At 51.2% G+C, this 24,969-nt stretch carries 18 protein-coding genes; 3 read left to right on the forward strand and 15 right to left on the reverse strand.

Features of this window, described 5'->3' with window-relative positions:
- Positions 1-161: 161 nt before the first annotated feature.
- Entirely contained in the window at positions 162-1,196 is a 1,035-nt protein-coding gene (locus ABXT62_RS08875; RefSeq protein ID WP_415354881.1) for a TIGR03617 family F420-dependent LLM class oxidoreductase, read from the reverse strand.
- Between the two features lie 478 nt (positions 1,197-1,674).
- Here ABXT62_RS08875 and ABXT62_RS08880 point away from each other — a divergent pair, with 478 nt between their 5' ends.
- The 3 genes from ABXT62_RS08880 to ABXT62_RS08890 are packed head-to-tail and all read left to right on the forward strand — an operon-like array spanning position 1,675 to position 4,910.
- A complete protein-coding gene (locus ABXT62_RS08880) occupies positions 1,675-2,634 on the forward strand; it encodes a sulfotransferase family protein (RefSeq protein ID WP_415354882.1) in 960 nt (319 codons plus the stop codon).
- Complete coding sequence (locus ABXT62_RS08885; protein ID WP_415354883.1) at positions 2,631-3,482, forward strand: SDR family NAD(P)-dependent oxidoreductase; 852 nt, start codon at positions 2,631-2,633, stop codon at positions 3,480-3,482. Before ABXT62_RS08880 ends, ABXT62_RS08885 begins: the two co-directional genes overlap by 4 nt.
- 30 nt (positions 3,483-3,512) lie before the next feature.
- Positions 3,513-4,910, forward strand: a complete 1,398-nt coding sequence (locus ABXT62_RS08890) for a hypothetical protein (RefSeq protein WP_415354884.1) — start codon at positions 3,513-3,515, stop codon at positions 4,908-4,910.
- A 100-nt stretch (positions 4,911-5,010) separates the two neighbouring features.
- On the opposite strand, the gene pstB is transcribed toward ABXT62_RS08890, so the two are convergent.
- The 14 genes from pstB to smc form a co-directional block, all read right to left on the reverse strand.
- Positions 5,011-5,757 carry a phosphate ABC transporter ATP-binding protein PstB gene (pstB, locus tag ABXT62_RS08895; protein WP_415358186.1) on the reverse strand — a complete coding sequence of 249 codons (747 nt, stop codon included), beginning with the start codon at positions 5,755-5,757 and terminating at the stop codon, positions 5,011-5,013.
- Positions 5,758-5,938: 181 nt separating this feature from the next.
- Entirely contained in the window at positions 5,939-7,228 is a 1,290-nt protein-coding gene (gene pstA / locus ABXT62_RS08900; protein WP_415354885.1) for a phosphate ABC transporter permease PstA, read from the reverse strand.
- Positions 7,221-8,612, reverse strand: a complete 1,392-nt coding sequence (gene pstC, locus ABXT62_RS08905; RefSeq protein ID WP_415354886.1) for a phosphate ABC transporter permease subunit PstC — start codon at positions 8,610-8,612, stop codon at positions 7,221-7,223. The genes pstA and pstC overlap by 8 nt, the downstream gene beginning before the upstream one ends.
- Positions 8,613-8,734: 122 nt before the next feature.
- Complete coding sequence (locus ABXT62_RS08910; protein WP_415354887.1) at positions 8,735-9,880, reverse strand: substrate-binding domain-containing protein; 1,146 nt, start codon at positions 9,878-9,880, stop codon at positions 8,735-8,737.
- Positions 9,881-10,024: 144 nt separating this feature from the next.
- The gene (gene phoU, locus ABXT62_RS08915; RefSeq protein ID WP_415354888.1) at positions 10,025-10,744 is read right to left on the reverse strand and encodes a phosphate signaling complex protein PhoU; all 720 of its coding nucleotides are present in this window, start codon (positions 10,742-10,744) and stop codon (positions 10,025-10,027) included.
- A 4-nt stretch (positions 10,745-10,748) separates the two neighbouring features.
- Entirely contained in the window at positions 10,749-12,020 is a 1,272-nt protein-coding gene (phoR, locus tag ABXT62_RS08920; RefSeq protein ID WP_415354889.1) for a phosphate regulon sensor histidine kinase PhoR, read from the reverse strand.
- Between the two features lie 19 nt (positions 12,021-12,039).
- Entirely contained in the window at positions 12,040-12,744 is a 705-nt protein-coding gene (phoB, locus tag ABXT62_RS08925) for a phosphate regulon transcriptional regulator PhoB (RefSeq protein ID WP_415354890.1), read from the reverse strand.
- A gap of 142 nt (positions 12,745-12,886) precedes the next feature.
- Positions 12,887-13,939 (reverse strand): 2-oxoacid:ferredoxin oxidoreductase subunit beta, encoded by a 1,053-nt coding sequence (locus ABXT62_RS08930; RefSeq protein WP_415354891.1) that lies wholly within the window; start codon positions 13,937-13,939, stop codon positions 12,887-12,889.
- Positions 13,936-15,798: a 2-oxoacid:acceptor oxidoreductase subunit alpha gene (locus ABXT62_RS08935; RefSeq protein ID WP_415354892.1), complete on the reverse strand. Its 1,863-nt coding sequence runs from the start codon at positions 15,796-15,798 to the stop codon at positions 13,936-13,938. The genes ABXT62_RS08930 and ABXT62_RS08935 overlap by 4 nt, the downstream gene beginning before the upstream one ends.
- Before the next feature lie 2 nt (positions 15,799-15,800).
- The gene (locus ABXT62_RS08940; protein WP_415354893.1) at positions 15,801-17,573 is read right to left on the reverse strand and encodes an FAD-dependent oxidoreductase; all 1,773 of its coding nucleotides are present in this window, start codon (positions 17,571-17,573) and stop codon (positions 15,801-15,803) included.
- Positions 17,574-17,775: 202 nt separating this feature from the next.
- Complete coding sequence (locus ABXT62_RS08945) at positions 17,776-18,363, reverse strand: transglycosylase SLT domain-containing protein (protein ID WP_415354894.1); 588 nt, start codon at positions 18,361-18,363, stop codon at positions 17,776-17,778.
- Positions 18,364-18,386: 23 nt separating this feature from the next.
- Positions 18,387-20,420, reverse strand: coding sequence for an NAD-dependent DNA ligase LigA (gene ligA, locus ABXT62_RS08950; protein WP_415354895.1), 2,034 nt, complete (start codon positions 20,418-20,420; stop codon positions 18,387-18,389).
- An 8-nt stretch (positions 20,421-20,428) separates the two neighbouring features.
- Positions 20,429-21,277: a cell division protein ZipA gene (gene zipA / locus ABXT62_RS08955; protein ID WP_415354896.1), complete on the reverse strand. Its 849-nt coding sequence runs from the start codon at positions 21,275-21,277 to the stop codon at positions 20,429-20,431.
- A 32-nt stretch (positions 21,278-21,309) separates the two neighbouring features.
- Entirely contained in the window at positions 21,310-24,807 is a 3,498-nt protein-coding gene (gene smc / locus ABXT62_RS08960) for a chromosome segregation protein SMC (RefSeq protein ID WP_415354897.1), read from the reverse strand.
- Between the last annotated feature and the right edge of the window lie 162 nt (positions 24,808-24,969).

A 24,969-nucleotide genomic window follows, 5' to 3' on the forward strand; every position in this document is an offset into this window, starting at 1 on the left:
GATTACAAATTAAACATGACAGCTTTATGACGAAAACTGACAATTTCCTGTTAAACATGGCAGCTTTATGACGAAAACTGACAATGGGCCTCGAATGTCATAAAGACATGAACGCTTTGTGACGAAAGCGACAGCGAATTGTAGCGTGCAAAAGGGCTCCGTTATGCCGTAATAGATTCCTGCAGCTGCCTAACGGCAACACCACAGACTTCATCATCTATGGGGTTTTCCGGCATAGGAAAGGTAATACGATGGGCAAGACCACCGAAACGGGAGTGAAATATCTGTGCGATTTCACCGTATGTTCCGCAGGGTACAAATTTACTCAGCATTTCATCAGTGATGATACTCGGCATTTTCTGCCAGTTTCCTTGCCGGGTCATATCGAGTAATTGCTGCCCCTTTTCCTGCCAGCCAAACAACTCCAAACTGGGCCAATATGCGGGCGTAGAATAGAGAAAGCCAAGTAGATTTCGCATTTTTTCCCATTCGACAGCTACTTGCTGTTTATCCTTTCCTGTAGCCGTCAAAGGTCCGAGCACAAGTTTAAAGTCATCTCCGGACCGATCCGCGCGCTCAAAGCCGCCCTGCAGACGCGGCAGACAGACCTCACGAATATATTCGGGGGGTGTATTGGTGGGGTGAGTAATCATGCCATCAGCTATACGACCGACCATCGTGGTCATCGCGGGACCCACCGCACCACACAGTATTGGAATATCAGGGTGCTCAATCGGTCCCGGGTTAAAGAAGGGTTGTAACTTCGTCAGCGTGTAATGCTTACCCTCAAAAGACAGACGCTCACCGGTCTGGAAACTGTGAAAAATCGCCTTCATCGCCTGCACATACTCGCGCAACTGAGGCACTGGAGAATCCCAGCGTGCGGAGTAACGCTTTTCAATATTCGCTTGAACCTGAGTCCCTAAACCGACTTCAAACCTGCCCTTTGACATCTCCTGCAAATCCCAAGCAGCGATTGCAGTAACCATTGGGCTGCGGGCGAAGGCCACCAGCACAGCCGTGGTTACCGTCAGTTTTTCAGTCGCGTTAAGCGCCATAGCAGAGAGCAGAAGTCCATCATGAACGGCATCTGGCACTTGCAAACCATTAAAACCCATAGCTTCAGCACGTGCTGCATAGGCTCCAATGTCTCCTGGCCCCATACCTTCAGGTGTGGAGGCAAATACCTCAAACATATCTAGCGTCCCCTGCCGTTGGAACACACAATTTATCGTATAAAAAAGGCCACGTATCAAACAGACGTCATCTAAAACGGAATAATGCCAGTATTTCATACCCGATTAACAATCTACCGGGCTTTCACTGGCAAACTTTGGTGCCCAAGGACATCTATAGCGATATAATTGTGCATCTCAATAAAAAATCTATTGAACTCTCCACACAGATAATAGGTTCATTAGGTCTAAGCCGTACACTATATCGGCAGCCGGCAAAGTCGCCTAAGCCGCAAAAGAACAGGACGCCATCCAGCAAATGTATTTTGACTTCGATTACTATTGGCGAGTTCTCCGCCACGTCTGGACACTTAAGGAATGGCCAGGGCGCAGACGCATGCTATTTCGCTTGCTCATCCGGGTTCCGCTTAGCACAAGCTTTCACGCTTTATGCTTCGTTCTGGACTACGTTTTCTTTCCGCGCTTATGGCGACAACGAGTGCAGCAGCCGGTTTTTATTGTCGGTCATGCGCGCAGCGGATCCACTCTAACCCATCGACTGCTGGCTTCGGATGGAGAATCTTTTAGCTATTTTCTGTATTGGGAAACTTTTTTCCCTTCCCTGCTACAAAAAAAAATAATCCGCACGCTGGGTTGGGTCGACAAGCACCTGCTCGGTGGTCCCATTAAAAAAAGATTGGAGGTGTGGGACGAGAAAATGTTCGGCAAGTATCGTCATATCCATGATATGAGCCTCTGGAACTCCGAAGAAGATCAGTTTGTAATGCGTGCAGCGTTTGTCACCCAGCAATGGGCGCTGGATGTGCCCATGATGGATATCATCGACTTATTCCATGTTGACCAGATGCCACAAAAAAAGAAGCGTCGTTGGCTGCATCACTACCGCGAATGCATTAAACGTCAACTGCTGCTAAACGGCGGCAATGGCGTTCATCTGAGCAAAAATCCAGTGATGAGTGGTTGGGTTGAGTCGTTAATCGAAGCGTTTCCCGATGCGCGTATCGTTGTAGTTATGCGAGATCCGACCGAGTGCATCCCCAGCGTACTCAAACTCGTAGAGGTCACCTGGCACGCGAAAGGTTGGCGACGTGAAGACTTCGAGAAATCCTTGCGCATGCTGACAGATATTTCCTTTGATACTTTCCGTCACCCATATGAAGTACTCGAACGACATCCCGCGTCATCTCGCGTCGTTGTCGACTACCGCGAGCTCACTACGCAGCCGAGAAAAACCGTACTGGAGATTTATCACCGCCTGGGCATAAATGTTTCGAAGACGTTTGATAACTGGTTATTAGCCCAGGAGAATAATGAACGAGGGCATAATACGCGCTTTGAATACAGTATCGACGACTATGAGCTATCGCGCGAACGTATCGAGACGGAACTTTCGGATTTCTTTGACGAGTATAATTGGCCGCGGGAGTCGCAATCGTGAAATCATTAGCAGGAAAAACTGCTTTAATCAGCGGGGCAAGCAGAGGCATAGGGCTGGCGATCGCACGTCGATTTGCTGCGGAGGGTGCCTCAGTTGTGTTGTGCGCCTCTCGCCTTGGTGCACACGGAAAACTGCAGGGAACGCTGCAGGAAGCCGCAGCTCTTATACAAGCGCAGCACGGTAAAGCAGCCGCAATCGCCTGTGACCTTAGAGACACAGAGGCAAGAGCAGACCTGCTTGCGCAGGCTGCACAATTTTTCGGCCCCATCGATATCCTCGTTAACAATGCCGCTGCTGCTGATATGACTTTGCCGAGTGCAGTAACAACGGCACAGCGCAATTTTATGTACGATCTCAATGTCAACGTGCCCATAGAACTGGCTCAGCAGGCAATGCCCAGCATGCGTGAACGAGGCGCTGGATGGATTTTGAATATCAGCTCTCACAGCTGTGAGCAGCCTATCGTACCCTATCGGGACTCACCCATTGCTGCTCACGTTATTACGGCTTACGGGGCCACCAAGGCCGCTCTCAATCGATATTCTAGCGGTCTAGCCCATGAGGTTGCCGAACACGGCATCTACGTCAATACGCTGGCACCAGAGAATATCGTTCTCACTTCCGGTGCCGAATATGTTCGTGATATTGCCAGACGCAATCCAGATATGGCTGAACCCGTAGAAATGATGGCTGAGGCAGCACTGGCCCTATGCAGCGGTAGTATTTTGGGTCGGATTTGCTATAGCAGACAGCTAGTGCACAGTATGGGAATTTCCGTGAAATCACTGGATGGACAGACCATACTGGGCAGCGCTTTACTGCCAGCTGACTTGGACGCCAGCGTATAATTAACTAACCCGCTTGAAAGGATAAGTGAAATGGATACTGGATTAGGCAACTCAAAGGAGAGTTTGCGTGAGGCGTGGGATGAGATGATTCTAGTGCTTGAGGAGGCACGCAACGCTATCGACCAGCCTAATATGATGCCGCCGCCGGCGAATGATCGTAATTTGGCTGAGGGTTATCGATATTTGATGGGCTTTATGCATGCCGCCGTGGAACGTGCATTCCACAGTGACCCCGCCCGACCGCAGTTCCGCAACGCGTTGAGTGTGATGACTAGAGGGACGATTGATAATGCTGATGCCGTCTATTTTTACACACCAATAGATGGGCGCGAGCAATATCTTATTCGAGGTTGCGCGGAAGACACCAGTCACTGGCAAGGTAACGCCACTGCCAACAGCGTGCGAACAGCGCCCCACTACGTTATTTTTGAAGCCAGCTCGGGCTGCTTAGCGGGGGACTCAGGTGATCTGTCGGAGTTACGCCCCGGCATGAAAACTCAGACCGGACGGCTGGACTCCTCGCTCATTGAGGTCAACCCTGATGGCAGCTTCGATATCTTGTTAGCGCCAGAGCGGCCGACCGACTATAAGGGGAACTTTATTTGTACCCTAAAGACAGTAAACAGAGCGCATCCTACCGACAGCAACATAAAACCGGAGCGTTATGCCAACTATGTCAGCGGCAGGCAATTGTTCAATGACTGGGAACAGGAGGAAGCTATTCACTTTGAAATTACGCAGATAGGAAATGCTGGCACGCATGCACCTGCGTATTCGCCACAACAAGCTGCAGACGACATTCGGCATTTTGGCCAGATTGTGCGCAACCAGATGATCTTCTGGAATGCCTTCTGGACCATTCCGATGGGCACCTATGGCGAGCGCGAGGGCACGATTCCAGGGATAGGCTTCAAACGTAACGTGTTCAACCAGATCAACGCCGCCTCGGGCGCTACCGGCGGAGGCATGAGCACCAACTTATATGCTGGAGGGATCTTTGAACTGGAACCTGACGAAGCTCTAATTATAGAGAATAGAATACAATTACAGCCTCACTATGTGGGCTTCCAGCTCGGCAACCTGTGGGGTGAGTCGATGGAATATGCCAACCAGATCGGCAGCCTAAATGGACACCAGATGAGTGTTGACCCTGATGGTGTCATCAGACTTGTCATCGCGCACAGCGACCCGGGAGTGCCTAACTGGCTCGATACGAACGGCCATCCTGAAGGCTTTATGAGCCCCCGTTGGGCCTATAGCACAACACCCGACCCCGAACAGTGGCCGAGTATTAGCGCTACAAAAGTCTCCTTCAAAGATATCCGCTCTCACCTCCCTGAATCAACAGCATTCGTCACGCAGGAACAACGGAGCGAACAAATAAGAATCAGACAGCGCCACGTTCAAAAACGCTTCCGAGCGTTCTAGTCGCACCACCGAAACGCAGGTTTTCAGGTTGGCCAAGAAAGCACTGCTGTTAATTACCGAAGGTAGGAGACCGGTACTCGCCGAATCGCAAGCCCACTTATTAGCCAAAACGACCAGTAATATAGTTCTCAGTCAACTGGTGACGAGGTATCGTAAAGATGTCTTTAGTGTCGCCGACTTCGATTAGTTTGCCAAGATGAAAGTAGGCCGTACGCTGCGACACCCGTGCTGCTTGTTGCATTGAATGCGTCACTATAGCAATCGTGTAGTTTTCTTTGAGTTCATCAATTAGCTCCTCAATTCTCGCAGAGGCAATCGGGTCAAGTGCTGAACAGGGCTCGTCCATAAGAATCACTTCAGGACTGACTGCGATTGCACGGGCGATGCAAAGGCGTTGCTGTTGCCCACCTGAAAGCCCCGTCCCGGGTTTATCCAGCTGATCTTTGACCTCATCAAACAGACCGGCCCTACGCAGACTGTTCACCACAATCTCATCCATCTCTGCCTTGCTATGTGCAAGACCATGAATTCGTGGGCCATAGGCAACATTCTCGTAAATCGACTTTGGGAAAGGATTCGGTTTCTGAAAGACCATACCAACTCTGGCACGCAACAACACCGTGTCCTGGTCGCTCTCATAGATATCCACACCATCCAGAGTGATCTGGCCCTTCATCTTACAAATGGGAATAATATCGTTCATGCGATTCAATGAGCGCAGGAAGGTGGACTTGCCGCAACCGGAAGGACCGATCATAGCAAGCACTTCATTACGGCCAATATCCAAAGACACGTCTATAATCGCCTGCTTCTCAGCGTAGAAGACGTTAACGTTGCGTGCTGACATTTTTGCGTCATCCACAAAGGGCACACCGATCGTCTCGTAGCCACTCACATCGCCATGATCACGAATATCTAAAGGCTCTTTTTCTTTGCTAGGCTTAGTCGCTCCGCCAGATAGACCTTTTTTGGCGGCTTCAGCAGCAAAAGCATTCATTTTTTTAGTCTTCGCATAATACCCTGTTACCTCATTTGAGCTCGAATCTCTTACGCAGAAATACGGCCAAAGCGTTCATCAAAACAAGAAAACCCATTAACACCATGATAGCCGCTGATGTCTTCTCAGTAAATCCTCGTTCAGGGCTGTCCGCCCACAAAAATATTTGCACAGGAAGCACCGTAGAAGGATCTGTAACGCCACCCGGCACATCCATAATAAATGCCACCATACCAATCATTAGAAGAGGAGCTGTCTCTCCCAGTGCCTGCGCCATACCGATGATCGAACCGGTCAAAATACCCGGCATCGCGACCGGCAAAACGTGATGAACGACAGTCTGTAATTTTGAGGCTCCGACGCCCATCGCCGCTTGATGAATAGACGGGGACACGGCCCCAATGGCGGCTCGAGAGGTAATAATAATCGTTGGCAGTGTTATCAGCGCGAGCACTATTCCCCCGACTAGTGGGGCGGAGCGTGGCAATTCAAAGAAATTGATAAAAACCGCAAGTCCCAGCAGGCCAAAGACAATAGAAGGGACTGCTGCGAGGTTATTAATATTGATCTCAATAAGATCGGTAAGCCGATTACGAGGTGCGAATTCTTCAAGATAGACAGCTGCCATTACCCCGATAGGAAATGCCAGTAAAAACGTAACCAACAGCGTATAAAATGACCCATATAGTGCAGCCTTGATGCCAGCCATCTCTGGCTCACGGGAGTCTCCACTAGTGAAAAAAGTGCGGTTGAAGCGGGACTCAGTCCTACCCTCTTCTCCCAGAGTGTCGAGCCACTTGATTTGGATATCCTTTATCTTACGCTCTGATTCAGGTGAGTCTTTGGAAACCTGATTCTTCAGATAACTTCCAGCCTCTGAGTGAGCGGGAAGCCAGATTTCACGGGTGGTCCCAATCAATGCAGGATTATCGATCACCATATCGCGCAGAGAATATTGGGCGCCTACGCTTATCAAACGGTATAAGCTCTTCTTCTCACCTCTAGTCGAGGCGTCAGGAAACATTGTTCGTAAGCTGCTTTTTATAGCAGCGCTATAGTCAGCATGCGCAATTTCTGTCGGTGTGGCAGAAGAATCAATACCGAGCTTCTCTCTATCAAAAATGACATCTACCTTAATAAAGTGCTGAGTGAAGGCCGGAGTTCCCTTGCTGACAATATCGGCCAGCAATATAAACAGGAAAATAAATCCCGTAAGCACGGCTAAGCGACCATACCACTGGAAGCGACGCTCGGTCGCATAGCGCTTCTTAAGAGAAGCCTGAATTGCAGTGGTCGTCTTATAATGGCTTTGCTTACTCATATTGTTCACGATATTTTCTCACCACATACAGCGCGACCACATTGAGCAGCAGTGTCACAAAAAACAGAACCAAGCCCAGAGCAAAAGCAGCCAATGTCTTGGGGTTATCAAACTCTTGGTCACCGACGAGGAGACTAACAATCTGCACAGTAATAGTCGTCACTGCCTCGAGAGGGTTGATGGTCAATTTAGCGGACAGGCCTGCCGCCATTACAACAATCATGGTTTCACCAATAGCACGCGAGGCAGCTAGCAATATGCCGCCAACAATACCGGGTAATGCGGCGGGCATCACAACTTTGCGAATCGTTTCGCTCATGGTTGCGCCCATCCCCAGAGAGGCTTCCCTTAGACTGTCAGGAACGGCATTAATGATGTCATCTGATAGAGACATAACAAAGGGAATTATCATGATTCCCATCACAAGACCGGCGGCCATGGCACTCTCGGAGGCGACACTCAGACCGACCGACTCTCCAAGTTCCCGTATGAATGGCGCAACCGTCAAAGCGGCAAAAAAGCCATAAACAACCGTCGGGACTCCTGCGAGAATTTCCAGCACGGGCTTGGTCACCGCGCGGAATCGCCGACTTGCATATTCAGAGAGATATATCGCTGACATCAACCCAACTGGAACAGCAATCAATAACGCGACGGTCGAGATGAGAAGTGTTCCAACCAACAACGGCAGGAAGCCGAATGAACCCGACGCAGCGACCTGATCGGCGCGGATTGCCATTTGTGGACTCCACTGCAAGCCAAATAGGAAATCCTGTAACGGGATTACTTTAAAAAAGCGAACGGCCTCAAACAGAATCGATAGAATAATCCCCAGAGTTGTTAGCACGGCGACTAATGAACTGCCAAAAAGTATCCACTCAAATATTTTTTCGACATGATTCCTCGCGCGCAACAGGGGCGTGACCCGGCGCACCGCAAGAAGTCCACCAAGGACTGCAACGATCAGTACCATGGCCGCCTTAAGTTGACTGCTAGAGGATGCCAACACACGATAGTGCTCGCTTGCCGCTACCTGAACCGGATCCCCTTCGGTGCCGCCAAATCCACCCTGCGCAAACCCTTGAAGCTGGTTGTAGTAAAGGCCGATTTCACTGGTAGGCATATCCTGAATGCTCTGCGGCAGTTGGGCGACCACCAGCTTATACAGAATAGTCGATTCAAAGCCGCTCCATAGCACAAGCAGAAACAAGGCTGGAATTGCCGCCCACATAGCGGCCATATAACCGTAGTGCTGGGGCAATGAATGCAAAGACGCGAGGCCACCACCCAAGCGCATAGCAACGACACGAGACCGGTTGCGTCCCATAAAGAAGCTGAGAACACACAGGGCAAGCAGCGTCAGAAAAATCGTTGTTGTCTGCATTAGCGGATATCTGCTCGTGTATCCACGCTTTCGCGGCTATGACGCATTGTTTTCACAATAACAATGCGGCGACAGATATCCTGACATACGCTGTCTGCTTGAATGAATACTGGGATGCTTAGCTACTGTAATTCAAGACGCTTGAGCGTCTTGACATCGTCCTGAATCTGTATGAACTCTGCACCACTTAAGGGGATCAACCCCCTCTCAGGCAAATAACCATCTTCTCCCATCGCCTTTAACGACGTAAACTCGATCGCGTACTCCTGAATGCCAGGAATTTTTCCAACGTGGGCCCCTTTAATATAAAAGTACAATGGGCGTGACACAGGATATTCACCGTCAGCAATAGAATCGAATGTGGGTACAACACCATCGACAATGGCACCTTGGACCTTGTCACGGTTCTCGTCGAGGAAACTAAAGCCGAATATACCGACTGCATCGGGGTTGGCCTGCAATTTTTGTACGATCAAATTATCGTTTTCACCCGCTTCAATAAAAGCCCCATCCTCACGGATCGCGTACGCCAACGTGGTAAATACATCTTTACCTTTCGGTGCCTTACCTTTTCGCTCAGCCAATGCATCGTAGACCCCTAATGGCACACCTAGTTTCACCATCATTGCCTTGATTTCATCAACCTGGTCCGCACTTAGCCCAGACAGCTCCTTTAAGTCGGGAACACCCTTAGCGCCGCCGGCCATCGCGAGCTCCACAAAAGCATCTCTAGTACCAGACGTGGGCGGTGGCCCGAGCACTTCAATCTTCGTGGGTGGCAAGAGTGAATTCACATCTTTCCATGTGATGTTCGGATTCGCGACAAGCTTGCCATCAGCATCCGGTACATCCTTGGCCAAAGCAAGATAGACATCGTTGAGACTAATCTCGAGCTGTGCCGACTCAGTGGAGCTAGCGATAGCGATGCCATCGTAACCAACCAACACTTCAACAATGTCAGTCACGCCATTGGTCTGGCAGTCGTCATACTCACTCATTTTGATGCGACGAGAGGCATTAGTGATGTCCGGTGTGTTGGTACCAAGCCCACTGCAAAAGAGTTTAAGCCCACCTCCGGTGCCGGTCGATTCGATTGTGGGAGTTTTGAAATCTGTAGAACGACCAAACCGTTCAGCCACCACCGTAGCAAAGGGATAGACAGTGGATGACCCTACAATACTGACGCTATCACGACTCGCCGCCTGCACTGAATGAATGCTACCGAACGTGGCGAACGCCACAACTGCTCCGATCAGACAATTTTTCATGGACTTAAAGCTCCCTCATAATCAGTGATATCGAATTGTGTGCTCTCGAAGCAACAGCCTCAGTCTAGGTTCGCCACGTTACATTACTGTGACAGTGGCTGAGATTCTCTCTAATAACGCCTTATCCCTGTAATATTGCGGTAGCTAGATATCCAACGCCTCTTCACCGAGTTCACTCAAGCGGCCGTGCCTGACATCGAGGCCCTTGACCAAATAAACCACGTGCTCAGCGATATTGCAGGCGTGGTCTCCTATCCGCTCGAGACTGCGCAAGGCCCACATCTCGTTGAGAATTGCGCCAATATTTCGAGGGTCTTCCACCATAAAAGTGACCAGACTGCGCATGGCGCTGCCATATTCCTTGTCGACTTCCGCATCTCCCCTGACCACTTCTATCGCTTTAGTGACATCCAAACGCGCAAAAGCATCCAACGACTGCCTCAACAGGACCCCCACGAGAGCACCGATGTGGCGGATCTCGACGAAGCTACTAGGCGACATCCCGCCCTCTGACAGCTGCACCGCCTGTCTAGCCACTTTCGCCGCCTCATCTCCAATACGCTCTAAATCTCTGTTTACCTTGATAATTGTGATCACAAGTCGAAGATCGCTTGCCGTCGGTTGCCGCCTCGCGATGATGGTTGCGCACTCATCGTCTATTGTCATTTCCATCTGATTAATTTCGGCATCGTTACGGACTATCGACTCGGCGACACCACTATCCAATTTCATGAGGGCATCTAGAGCCGTCGTCAGCTGCTGCTCAACTTGCCCACCCATCGCCAACAGCTGGTTACGAAGAGATTCCAACTCTGCATTGAACTGCCCAGAAATATGTTGCCCATAACCTTCTTGTTTCAACATGACATTAGCCTCTTGCTGGAAATATTAGCGTGAATGTGCTGCCTTCACCCAATTTACTCTCAATCTTTAACTGACCATCGTTCGCTGCTGCGACGTGCTTAACGATCGCAAGCCCCAGGCCGGTACCACCTGTTGCGGAGTTTCGACTGTCATCTACTCTGTAAAAACGCTCGGTTAGCCGGGGAATATGAGATGAATCGATACCAAGCCCTCGGTCACGAACCTGCATACACAAGTCGTCTCCCTGCAAGGTCCAACTTAGAGTCACAGGATTACCTTCAGGACTGTACTTGATAGCATTAATCGCCAAATTCGAAACGGCACTATACAGCTGGCGGTAATCGCCACAAATTGTTTCATCAGTTGAAATCTCTAGCACGAGGACCGAATTAGGATGAGATTCTACCAAGTCATCTCGCAGCTCATGGAATAACCCTCGGACATCTATCGTGCCGTGCGCAGTATTGTACTGTTCACTTTCAATCCGGGACAGCCACAGTAGATCCTTCAGTGAGCTCTCCATCCGCGCTGCTTGTTGCCCCATTTGTGTAAGGGCCTTCACATAACGCTCTGGAAACGCTTTAGTCTCCATTAAAAGTGTACCCAAGTAGCCACTGATTACCGTCAGCGGAGTCCGCAATTCATGTGACACATTTGCAACAAATTCGCGGCGCATCTTCTCCATAAGCACCGCACTACTCACATCTCGAACAAACAGAAGACGCTCTGCTTTACCAAAGGGTGTGACTTCTACACGCAGATATAGTGGCTTATCACCCCCAATGGCCAAATATTGTAGGGGGGTTGAATAGTCCATGGCCAGAAAATAGCGATTAAACTCGGGGGCTCGCACCAGGTTAGTGAGCGGTTGTCCTGTATCCTCTGGAGAACGCAAACCCAACAAAGGTTCTAAAGAACGGTTTAACCATTTAATGCAACCATTGGCGTCTACCATCACAACGCCGTCTCGCATCGCTGCAAATGAGTCCTGCAGGTACTCCACTGTATCCTGCAGTTGAGCCTGCGCTTCTAGACTACCCCGCTGAAGGAAGTACATACGGGAAAGAATGTCTCCCCACGCGCCATAAGCATCGGGTGGCATCTTTTCAGGCGTCTGCAGCCACAATTGTACACGGCGTATCTGGTAAAATGAGAAGCCGGAAATTCCAAACAAAACCAGAATGACGGCCTCTTGCGGGTACCCGTAAAGAGCGCCCACGCTGGCCGAGACTATGATCAGTAATAGCATTCTGCTCGTGGCTGTAAACCAAGTCATGCTGTGTTAAAGACCTCCACTACGAATAATCTCGTGCTGAAAATCGATACCCGGTCCCTCGCACAGTCTGGATCATGTTACTATTATCGGCCTGCGGGACTTGCAGGGCCACGCGAAGTCGTCGTATGTGCACATCAACCGTGCGCTCCTCCACATAAACGTTGGCGCCCCACACCTGATCCAGTAGTTGACTGCGTGAGTAGGCCCGTTCTGGATTCGACATAAAGAATTGTAACAGTTTAAACTCGGTTGGCCCGATGACCACTGGCTGCCCCTTGATAAATACACGTTTGCTCACACCGTCCAACAGCAACTCAGCGAATTGAATTTTTTCTCCCTCCCCGGCACCGCTGGCCCGTCGTAACAGCGCCCTGATTCGAGCTATCAATGCTCGCGGCGCGAAAGGCTTGCTAATATAGTCGTCAGCGCCAAGCTCCAGCCCCTGTATGACATTATCTTCTGCGGTCTTGGCGGTAAGCATGATGATCGGCATCGTCCGGGTGAGATCCTCTCGCTTGAGCCGGCGCATTAGCTCCAGGCCACTACCGCCAGGCAACATCCAGTCCAAAAGCACTAACGAGGGACGCTCATCAACCACAAGCCTGTAAGCTTCTTGTATGTCTTCGGCTTCGATACACCGGAAATCGGCTGCCTCCAGCGCCATACGCAACATGTCTCGAATTGCCGGCTCGTCATCCACAATCAACAGTGTTTGTGTGCTCATCGCCTTAAATACCCTCTCTATGAAGTCTGAGCGTAATTAAATGATGTAATTGTGACAATTAGTTGACAATACCCGGTATCGCAACAAAATATGCATAAATAGGGGTAAAAAGCTGTCTTATGCCTACAATATAGAGCCAGCCTTAGCGCAGACTGGCGTTAATATTCATCAGCATTTTATTTCCAGGGCACAAATCTGTTTCGTCGAGTTGGTTCAATGGCTTCTGAGAGGTCTCTAGTACTTCGTGCAGATCGCGCGAGTCTTCATTAATATAGATGAGGCCGGTTAAAATACTGCCCGAATAGCGATGATCTTCCAGCGCGGTGATCGCCGAACGTCGATCAAACGGATTAAGTGACTCGTCAGCTTTGTAAAGACGCAGCGAAGACCCATCATGCATAGTCACTTCATGACTCGAACCGGGCTGGTATTGAGCGGTAATTTCTTTGTGCATGGGCACAAAATCAATGGTTCCCGTCGCTTCTGAATGCTCACGCACGAACTCGTAGCTTTTGGTCGACTGCGGATTATTGTTGAACGTGACGCAGGGTGAGATGACGTCGATAATGGCAAACCCTCGGTGCGACATGGCGGCCTTAATCAACGGCAATAGTTGCTCCTTGTCGCCAGAAAAACTGCGAGCGACAAAGGTCGCGCCCATTTGCAGCGCGGTACCACACAAATCAATAGCACTGTAAATATTGGGATCACCTTTTTTACTGGCAGAACCTCTATCAGCCGTCGCTGAATCCTGCCCCTTGGTCAGTCCGTAGCAGCCATTATTCATCACAATGTAGACCATGTTGAGGTTGCGCCTCGCCACGTGGGCAAATTGCCCCATGCCGATGGAAGCTGTATCACCATCCCCAGATACACCCAGATACACAAGATCTCGGTTGGCCAAAGCTGCGCCGGTTACCACTGACGGCATACGGCCGTGGACGGAATTAAACCCATGTGATTTTCCCAGAAAGTAAGCCGGCGTCTTAGACGAGCACCCGATACCCGAAAGTTTGGCTATTTTGTGCGGCTCAATGGAGAGTTCATGGCAGGCCCTTACAATGGACCCGCTAATAGAGTCATGGCCACACCCTGCGCAAAGGGTGGAGATAGTCCCCTCATAATCAGCTTTGGTATAACCCAAATCATTCAGCGGCAAATCTGGATGACGGAATTTAGGGACCTGATAACTCATAAAGATTCTCCTGCTCGAACCCACGTAATATTGCGATGTAAAGGTAAAACATTATCACCCTTAAGATGCTTTTTGATTTGCTTGCCTATATTGCGCGCACTAATCGGCGTGCCGTCAAAACACAGTACGGACTTCAATTTGTCAGGCCCGAACTCGAATTCAGCCATCAGCAGCGTGCGCAACTGTGCGTCGCGATTCTGCTCGACCACAAAAACTTCTTTGTGCCGCTCAATGTACTCTTGAACTTCATAGTTGAACGGAAAAGCTCTCACTCGCATGGCATTCAGGTAGATACCTTCGGCTGCTAAATAGTCGAGTGCTTCTAGGCTGGACTCTTCACTGGTACCAAAATACAGCACAGCGGTATCAGTTTCTCTGCCACAATCGACCGTAATTGGTGCGGGGACATGTTCATTGATCGTGTCCCACTTGCGTAACAGGCGTAACATATTTGCCTCGTACTCTTCGCCCTTTTCGGTGTAGACGGCATATTCGTTGCGGGATGTCCCTCGGGTAAAAAAAGCGCCTTTAGTAGGGTGAGTGCCGGGATACGTGCGATAGCAAATAGCATCCCCATCGACGTCCAGATAGCGACCGAACTCCATGCCGTCTTCCAACTGTTCCGCCGTCATCACTTTTCCACGATCATATTTTCTCGCATCATCCCAGGCTAGGGGTGCTGACATATTATCGTTCATACCAAGGTCTAAGTCGGTCATCAGGATGATGGGCGTTTGCAGACGCTCTGCGAGATCAAATGACAATGCCCCAAAGTCAAAGCATTCCTTGGGGGTTGAGGGAAATAGTAGAACCTGTTTAGTGTCGCCATGCGAGGCATACGCACAAGCCAAAATGTCTGACTGCTGCGTTCTTGTAGGCATTCCCGTCGACGGACCTGCTCTTTGAACGTTAAACAGCACCGTAGGTATCTCGGCAAAATAAGCCAAACCCAAAAACTCACTCATTAACGACACCCCGGGGCCCGAGGTCGCGGTAAAGGAACGCGCGCCATTCCAACTGGCGCCGATCACCATGCCAATAGCGGACAACTCATCCTCGGCCTGCACGATCGCATAGTTGCAGTTGCCCGTGCCTGGGTCGATTCTGACACGCTTGGCATATTTTTCAAACGCGTCGACAACAGAAGTAGACGGCGTTATTGGGTACCACGCTGCCACTGTGGCGCCACCATACAGGGCGCCTAGGCCCAACGCCGTATTGCCGTCTAAAAGTATTTTGTCTCCCACTTTGTCGCTCTTTTCCACGCGAATACCAAGCGGACACTCTATATTGGCCTGAGCGTAATGATACCCCAGCTCCAAAGCATGGATATTGGGCAGCACTAGGTTCTTTTTCCCTTTAAATTGATCCTCCAAAAGACCTGTCAACACCTTAAAGTCAATATCAAGCAACGCAGCCAGCGCACCGACATAAATGACATTCTTGAATAATTGTCGCTGCCGTGGATCGTCGTAATTTTCACTGCAAAGGCGGCTCAGAGGCAGTCCGACTATAGTGATATCATCTCGCCATAGACGCAAATCAAGCGGTTTGGTGTCGTCGTAGATGAAATAACCGCCGGGTAAAACTTCACGAATATCGTCCGCCATGCTCTGGGGGTTCACAGAAAGTGCGATATCAATGCCACCTCTGCGACCGAGATAACCCTTATCGTTAACCCGAACCTCGTACCATGTCGGTAAGCCCTGAATGTTTGAGGGAAAGATGTTTTTGGGCGACACCGGTATGCCCATTCGAAACAGAGCCTTAGCAAACAAGTTATTGGCGCTAGCGGAGCCTGTACCGTTAACATTGGCAAACTTGATCACGAAGTCATTGACCGACTCAATACGCCTCATTGCTATTGGCCCGCCTGACTAACATTGTAAAGAAACTTTTGCATATCCCAGGCAGTCGTTGGGCAGCGTTCGGCACACAAGCCACAGTGCAGACAAACGTTCTCGTCCTTCACCATCACCCGCATGGTCGGCAGGTCGGCAGAAATATAAAGATCCTGGGTCAGCTCAGGAGCTGGCGCTTCGAGACGACCGCGCAAGTCGTCTTCTGAGCCGTTGGTAGTAAAACTAATGCAGTCGGTCGGGCAGATATCGATACAGGCGTCGCACTCAATGCAGCGCAACTCATCAAACACTGTTTGCACATCGCAATTCAAGCAACGCTCTGCTTCCTTAAAGCCCGTGCTAATATCAAACCCTAGTTCGACCTCGACTTTGCGGTCTTTCAGCGTCTTCTGCAAAGGCGCCAGCGGCACGATATAACGCTGGTCGTTTTCGACGGCATTGTCGTAACTCCATTCGTGCACACCCATTTTCTGACTGGCCAAGGTGACATGGGGTGGCGGTCTTTTGGTCACATCTTCGCCGCGGCAAAACAAATCAATACTAACGGCAGCCTGATGCCCGTGCGCAACGGCAGTAATAATGTTTTCTGGTCCAAAGGCAGAATCGCCACCAAAGAATACCTTTTTGTTAGTGGACTGGAATGTCGCTTTGTCGACTAACGGCATATCCCATTGGTCGAACTCAATACCGAGGTCCCGCTCTATCCAGGGAAACGAATTTTCCTGTCCGATCGCCATCAACACGTCATCTGCTTCCATGAAGACCAGGCCATCCTTAATAGGTATCAATGTACGATTGCCTTCTTTGTCGTACTTGGCCTCAACCTTCTCAAAGTTCATGCCCTTGAGTTTACCTTCCTCTACCACAAACTCTCGAGGTACATGGTTGTTGAAGATAGGGATGCCCTCATGGGCTGCATCTGCTTTCTCCCACGGAGAGGCCTTCATATCCTCGAAGGGGCTACGCACGACCACCCTCACATCCTCTCCACCCATTCGCCGGGACGTCCTGCAGCAGTCCATTGCCGTATTGCCGCCACCAAGAACCAGAACACGCTTACCAATACTCCGCGTGTGCTCAAACGCGACGCTGGACAGCCAGTCGATGCCCAGATAGACATTTGACATGGCATCCTCAAGACCCGGCAAGTTGAGACCTTTCCCTCTTGGGGCTCCGGTACCCACAAATACCGCATCGTAACTCTTGCTCAATATTTCTTTGAGACTGTCCACTTCGATATTGAATGTCGTGGTCACGCCCATATTGAGAATGTAGTTTACTTCCTCGTCTAATACGTCCACCGGCAGGCGGAAAGTTGGAATCTGACTGCGCATCATGCCGCCACCGGCAAACTGGTTATCATATATATCAATGCTATACCCAAGCGGCGCAAGATCACGAGCCACTGTGAGTGATGCAGGACCGGCACCGATCAGTGCAATACGCTTGCCATTCTTCTTACTGGGGATAATGGGTAGCCGATCAGTAATATCGTCTTTGTTATCCGCCGCCACACGTTTCAGACGACAGATCGCTACAGGTTCTTCTTCCACTCGGACACGACGACAAGCCGGCTCGCAGGGACGATCACAGGTGCGCCCCAAAATCCCGGGAAACACATTGGAGTGCCAATTGACCATATAGGCATCGGTGTAACGCTCGGCAGCGATCAAACGAATGTACTCAGGCACCGGGGTATGGGCCGGACAGGCGTGCTGGCAATCCACCACCTTGTGAAAATATTCAGGGTTCTTGATATCAGTTGGTTTCACTGGAGCTGCTCATTATTAACATGGCGGTATCGGGTCGCGGCTCATGCATCGCACATTAAACCGCCCTTAACGCACCGATAGTGTGTCACATGTCAAGTCCTGTTTCATTGATAAGGGGCTGGGAATAATGTTACTTTTCCGACACTTAGGCGTTATTCTCACGATCGGTGCTTTATCTTAAACTAGTCTCGAATGCGCTCTTCTAAAACCAACCGAACCAGCCACCGCGCTGCAATTCCTCTTCGCAACCAAGCAACTGCGTTTGGTAGGTGTTAGCTTTAGCACTAACTTTTGTCGCCACATTCATCAGCCATTGCTTTTTGAGATAGGTCCCACGCCTGTAGCCACCGTGGCCCTCATGGTAGGCCAGATAAAGTGCATACGTATTAGTCAGCGATATCCCGTTACGCTGCAAAGACTTTTGGTTGTACCAGCCGACAAAGTCGATGGCATCAGAAAAATCATCCCGGTCCGCTCCAAACCGCCCAGCATCGCGCTCATAGTCATCCCATGTGTCTGTTTTCGCCTGGCTATAGCCATAAGCGCTGGAGGGCCTAAACCAGGGTATAACGCCGAAAATTTTCTTGCGCGGAGGCTGCGCATCGTCTTGGAATTTTGACTCCTGATAAATAATCGCCATCATCACAGGGATAGCACTGCCCCACTCGTCCCTTGAATCTGCCGCGGCGTCATACCAATCATCTTTCTCGTTAAATATCGCGCAGATATTGTTCACGTCTCGCGGCGGACTGGTCGAACAGGCGGTTACTGCTGCCAGCATGACGACCATTGCACAACCTCGCCCTATCCGGTTCAAACCTCAATCCCCTGTGCCAAAAGCAGCGCGAGAAACGATGGCTCGTCTACAACCTCTACGCCCAACGCTTCCGCTTTCGCGAGTTTCGAACCCGCGCCCGGCCCTGCAACAACGCACGTTGTTTTCATGGAAACCGTGCCAGCAACCTTTGCACCCAGCGCCTGCAAATGGGCCTTGGCATCATCGCGCCCCAGTGTCTCCAGTTTCCCAGTGACAACCCAGGTTTGACCCAGAAGTGGCTGATTCTGCTGTGGCAAACATTCAATATCAGGCCAGCTCACTCCGGCATCACATAACAATCTGACCATTTCTAGACTGGACAGTGAATCGAAGAACTGGCGCAGGTGATCTGCCACAATGGGGCCCACGTCATCGACTTCGAGAAGCTGCCGCTCCGAAGCCGCCGACAGTACCGGCCAACTTCCGAAATGGCGCGCCAAACTGAGGGCCGTCGCTTCACCCACCTCACGAATTCCCAACGCAAAAATAAAACGCGGCAAAGTAGTCAGTTTACTGTCCTGCAATGCCGCCAATAAATTGTCCGCTGACTTTTCGCCCATACGATCGAGTTCCAGTAAATGCGCCTTCGACAGGGTATAAAGTTCGGCAACATTACCCACCAAACCTTCATCTACCAGCTGCTCAACGAGCTTGTCGCCAAGTCCTTCTACATTTAGTGCCCGGCGCGATGCAAAATGCTTTATGGCGGCTTTCTGCTGCGCTGCACAGACCAGGCCGCCCATACAACGCAAGGCAGCTTCACCCTCTTCGCGTTCTACCGCAGATTGACACACAGGGCAATGCTGTGGAAAGGACACGCGCTGAAAGCTGGGCACGCGATGCTCTAACACGACAGAAACCACCTGCGGAATAACATCGCCAGCCCGGCGCACTATCACCGTATCCCCTATTCTCACATCAAGGCGATCGACTTCGTCGCGATTGTGCAAAGTGGCGTTACTGACGGTAACACCGCCGACAAATACCGGCTCCAATCTCGCCACCGGTGTGATCACGCCAGTGCGCCCCACCTGAAACTCCACATCCAACAACCGGGTCATCTCCTCCTGCGCTGGAAATTTGCGCGCAATCGCCCAGCGAGGTGCGCGTGAGACAAAGCCCAATTGTTCCTGAAGCTGGAATTCATTAACCTTGAATACAATCCCATCGATATCGTAAGGAAGACTGTCCCGTCGCTCAGACAGCGACTGATAATACTCATTGCAAGCCTCAACCCCACGCACTACAGCGGACTGCGAATTAATCCTGAACCCCCAATCCTGCAAACGCTCTAACACCCGCGCTTGCCGGTCTGGCAGACTACCACCTTCCACCAATCCAACGCTGTAGCAACACATTTCCAGCGGACGCTCCGCCGTAATACGAGGATCCAGTTGTCGAAGGCTTCCAGCAGCGGCATTGCGCGGGTTTACAAAGAGCTTTTCGCCGCGTTCGCGTGCTCGGTTATTGAGCTGTTCAAAGCCCGCTTTGGGCATATAAATTTCGCCACGCACTTCGAGCACGTCAGGATAACCGGTTCCACGCAAGCGCAGAGGAATAGAACGAATGGTGCGAACATTTTGTGTGATATCTTCACCGGTTGCACCATCACCACGGGTTGCACCGCGCTGCAATACGCCGCTACGGTAGAGTAGACTAACCGCTATTCCGTCAAGTTTCGGCTCACACGCAAACTCCAGAGGCCCCGAAATTTCTGCGAGTCGATCTAACAATCGCCGGTTAAAGTTCTGCATGTCCTGATCATTGAATGCATTGTCTAGGGACAGCATAGGGACATCGTGTGTGACCTGCCCGAATTGAGCGAGAGGTTTTGCGCCCACACGCTGGGAAGGGGAATCCGTTCGCAGCCATTGCGGGTGTTGCGTTTCTAAGGCGATTAGACGCTGCATAGCCCGGTCGTACTCGGCGTCGGGCACCGTAGGCTGGTCCAAGACGTAGTACTGGTGATTCCAGGTATCAAGCTTTTCTAGCAGGGATTCGAGTTCCTGCAAAAGGTCCGCCACTGGCATAAGAGAATTCAGTGGGCCTTGGCCAGCAAACGCAGTTCTAGGTCACGAACTTTTTGTCGACTATGCTCCATCGTCTGCTTGCTCACTACACTGCGGGATTCGTCTAGAACATCAGCATCAAGATTGCGTGCGACCGTTTTCGCAGTCTCCAGCATATAATCAAAGGCCTGCATCATATCGTCCGGCCCCGGCAGAGTGAGGAAGAACACCAGACCGGGCGTCGCCATATCGGCCATATTATCAATATCAAACACGCCAGGCTGCATCATGTTAGTCACGCTGAATTGAACCGCACCACGCCCAGCCTCAAGTTCATGACGATGGAAAAATCCCATATCGCCGAAACGTAGATCACAGGCCAGTAGGATGTGTAGTATATCGCCGCCATGGAAGCCCTGCTTACTGCGGGCCACCACGTTGAACATAAACACTTCAGGTTCTTCCTGGCTGACGAGTCTGCTAGGCGCAGGCTGCGCATTGACAACCTCTGATGGACCGTCTTCCGACCCCAATCCATCTAGCCAGTCGATATCTTCGATGTCACCGTCAGGAGCCGTGGACGTCATGCCGGCAACCAGTTCGTCATGCTCTGTGGGCGGTGACTTGTCCGTCCCTACCTCATAGCCCGTAGCCCGCAGGATATCACTCCTGTCCACCACCCTGGCGCCACCATTTGGCAACTCGCCGAACATTGAAAAATCCTGCTCGGGCGCAACCGACAGCTCTTCGTTGTCTACCAACTTCATTTTGACCTCAGCAGACCTATCCCGACGAATCCGCCGCCAAGCGTCTAACAATACAGCCACTATTAGCAGAACACCGACAACTACCATCCAGTCACGTATTGTTAAGTCCATCGCTCCTATTTCCGTCCTATTTGTCTACCGAGTCAGCTGGCCGCCAAGGCCGCTGCTGCTTCCACATCGACCGACACCAGCCTCGAAACCCCGGGCTCATGCATTGTCACACCCATCAATTGATCGGCGAACTCCATGGAAATTTTATTGTGAGTGATAAAGATAAATTGCACCTTCTCTGACATCTCTTTTACCAGACGGGCATAGCGCCCGGTATTCGCATCATCCAGCGGTGCGTCGACCTCATCCAGAATACAAAAAGGCGCGGGGTTCAACTGAAAGATGGAAAATACCAACGCGATGGCGGTCAATGCCTTCTCTCCTCCGGATAACAAATGGATAGTCGCATTCTTTTTGCCCGGCGGTCTAGCCATGATAGAAATTCCGGTGTCGAGTAAATCATCGCCTGTCATTTCCAGGTAAGCGCTCCCGCCGCCAAAGACCCGCGGAAATAATTCCTGCAAGCCAGTGTTAACCTTTTCGAACGTCTCACGGAAGCGGTTGCGCGTTTCCTTGTCGATCTTGCGAATCGCTGACTCGAGAGTATCCAGCGCCGATATCAAATCTTCATTTTGAGCATCAAGATAGTTCTTGCGCTCCGACTGCAAGTTATATTCATCGATAGCGGCGAGATTGATCGGGCCAAGACGAGCAATACGATTCGCTACCTGCTCTAGAGAGCGCTGCCATTCGGGCTCATTGGCACCATCCGGCATAGTGCTTAAGACCTCTTCAACCTCGTGCTGACTTTCTACCAACTGCTTATTAATACTGTTTCGCTCGACCTGCAAGGTCTGGCTCGCTATGCGCTGTCGCTCCAGATCACCGCGCACTGTTTCTGCGCGCTGCTCGATGGCCGCACGCTGTTGCTCCGCCTGACGCAACTGGTGTTCCATTTCGGCCACCAGCTGGCGTGCAGCAGTCAACTCAGCCTCAGCCAGCAACCTCAACTCTAATTGCTGTTCGAGATCAATGCGCAATGCCTCTAATGGACTCTCAGTCTCGCTTAACGCCAGCGCAAGACTGTCCTGACGTTCATGCAATTGCGCCACCTGACCGTCTGTGCGTTCGATCGATTCGCGCATAGCCTTTAGCTGTGTCGACAGAGACTGATAGCGCATGGCTACCTGATGGGCACCATCTTTATCCTGGCGGGCTTTCTGTCGTGCGATGTCAAGCGTTGAGCGGGTCTGATCTCGAGTGGACAGTAACGCCTCGCGCTGCTGTGAATCCGCCTCCATGCATTCAATGGCCTCAGCCAATACTCGCCTGGCCTCAGCAACGGCTTCCTGCTCGCTAAGGAACTGTTTTTTGGCGACTTCGATCTCGGCATTCACCCGCTCGCTGCGCAGTTTGATCTGCTCAGCCTTCGCCTGATTGGCGGATACAAGGGCACTAATCTCTGATTGCTGGCGTGTCGTTGCCTGCATTGCATGCTGCTCCGCCAGCCGCTCTTCCTCAAAGTTCTTCAACGCGTCTTCAGTGTCCTGCAAATTACGCGTTAGCTGTGCCTCGTGCTGCTGCTCTGCCTCGAGCTTCGTTATCAATGCGTCCAGCTCCTCACGCCGCCGAATAACGCCACCGTCACCATTGGACAAGCGCGCAACCCGCAGCCAGTTACGGCCCACCCAGATGCCGTCACGCGTAATAATCGATTCGTGCGCAGCTAACGACGCCCGCTGCTGCATCGCCTGACCCAAATCATCTGCCGCACGCACACCGGCCAAAAAGGGATCCGCACGGCCCTGACTGTGCACCTTTGATGCCAGATATCCCGCTGCAGGGGCATCACCACCTCCAGACTCCACCAGCACTAATCGACCTTGCTCCAAATTGTCCAAGTAGTCCCCAAGCTTGCCGATATCCTCGACACAGACCGCCTGCAAATAGTCGCCAAGCACCGTTTCAACCGCCATCTGCCAGCCGTCATCGACCTGCATCAATTCCAGCAGTCGTGATGAGTCCGTCAGTTGCCGCGCCTGCAGCCACTCCCCAACACCCTCGCTGCCGTCTTCCATTGCAGCCTGCTGCAGGGCTTCTAATGAGGCTCGACGACCGCGCATTTGCTGTAGCCCCGACCGCACCTGGTTGAGCTCAGATGACAGTTGGGTGCGGTTGTCCCTCGTAGCCGCTAGTGTGTCGACCAAGGACCCACTACGCCGCTCGTGTTCGGCCATGGCCAGTTCGATCTCAGCTAACTGCTCTGACAGGCTCTGTACTTCAGCGTCTGCCGGACCTATTGCAAGACCCTTTTTTTCTTCGTGCAGCTGCTCGGTTCTCTCCTGCAAACGCTGCAACACCTGCTCTACATGAACAATGCGAGACTGCTGGACTTCAGCCTGCTGGCGCGGCCCAGCCGCATGCTGGTTAAATTCATCCCATTGATGTTGCCAGCTATGCATCGCTTCTTCTGCCTCTAAAAGCGCTTGCGCTGATGCCTCTTCGAGAGCCTGCAATAACTCCCTGTTTGGGCTCAGCACAAGCATTTCGCTGTCCCAGTCAGCCAGTTTGACTCGATCATCACCCAGATGACTCTCTGACTCTAAAAGATTGGCGACAGTCTGCTGCAGATCATCACTCAACTGCTGGCCCCGCTCCTGCTGATGCTTAATGGTCTGCTCAATGCGCGCTACTTCGGAGCCTAGTTGATAGTAAGTGGCCTGCACCCCATTAAAGGCGTCAGTGCGATCCGTATGATCTACCCTGTACTGTTCTATAGCCGTATCCACGTGCTGATGTTCTGTGTGGACCGACTCCAGTTTCACCTCCAATTCACCCACAGACTGAGTGGCGGCCTTAATCTGGACATCCAAGGCTTGGCATTGCAACGCCAGCAACTGCGCTTTAAAGGTGCGCTCTTCTGCTTTGAACTCAGTGTATTTCTCTGCCGCCATTGCCTGACGCTGCAAATTCTGCAGTTGCCGCTCCAACTCATCACGAATATCTGTGAGGCGCTCAAGGTTTTCATGCGTGCGCCGCATTCGGCTCTCTGTCTCTTTGCGCCGCTCTTTGTACTTAGAGATGCCGGCCGCTTCTTCGATAAAAACCCGCAATTCCTCCGGCTTGGACTCTATCAGGCGACTGATCATGCCCTGTTCAATGATCGCGTAACTTCTCGGCCCCAGCCCCGTCCCTAAAAATATATCGGTGATATCCCGCCGCCGACAGCGAGTGCCGTTGAGGAAGTATTCCGATTGCCCCTCACGGGTGACGAGTCGGCGAGTCGATATCTCGGCGTAACTGGCGTATTCACCACCGACCCGGCCTTCGCTATTATCAAACACCAGCTCAATCATCGCCTGCCCCACTGGCTGACGATTAACAGAGCCGTTGAAGATCACATCGGCCATAGACTCGCCGCGCAGATTTTTAGCGGAACTCTCGCCCATAACCCAGCGGACAGCATCAATAATATTGGATTTACCGCAGCCATTTGGGCCCACGACAGCACACATATTGCTTGGGAAATTCACTGTAGTGGGGTCGACGAAGGACTTGAACCCCGCGAGCTTGATAGACTTTAGTCTCATATCGCTTTAAGCAGCCTATTTAACATACTGTTTTTTATAGGTTTATACCGAATTTTATGTAGAATTTGTTCGGCAATGCAACACAACATATAGTGTATATACTTTCATTGAACAACACTATGCCTGCACAGGAGAAATGCAAAAAATCGTTTTTTGGTGCAG

Source organism: Halioglobus sp. Uisw_031, from assembly GCF_047729875.1.
GTDB lineage: Bacteria > Pseudomonadota > Gammaproteobacteria > Pseudomonadales > Halieaceae > Marimicrobium.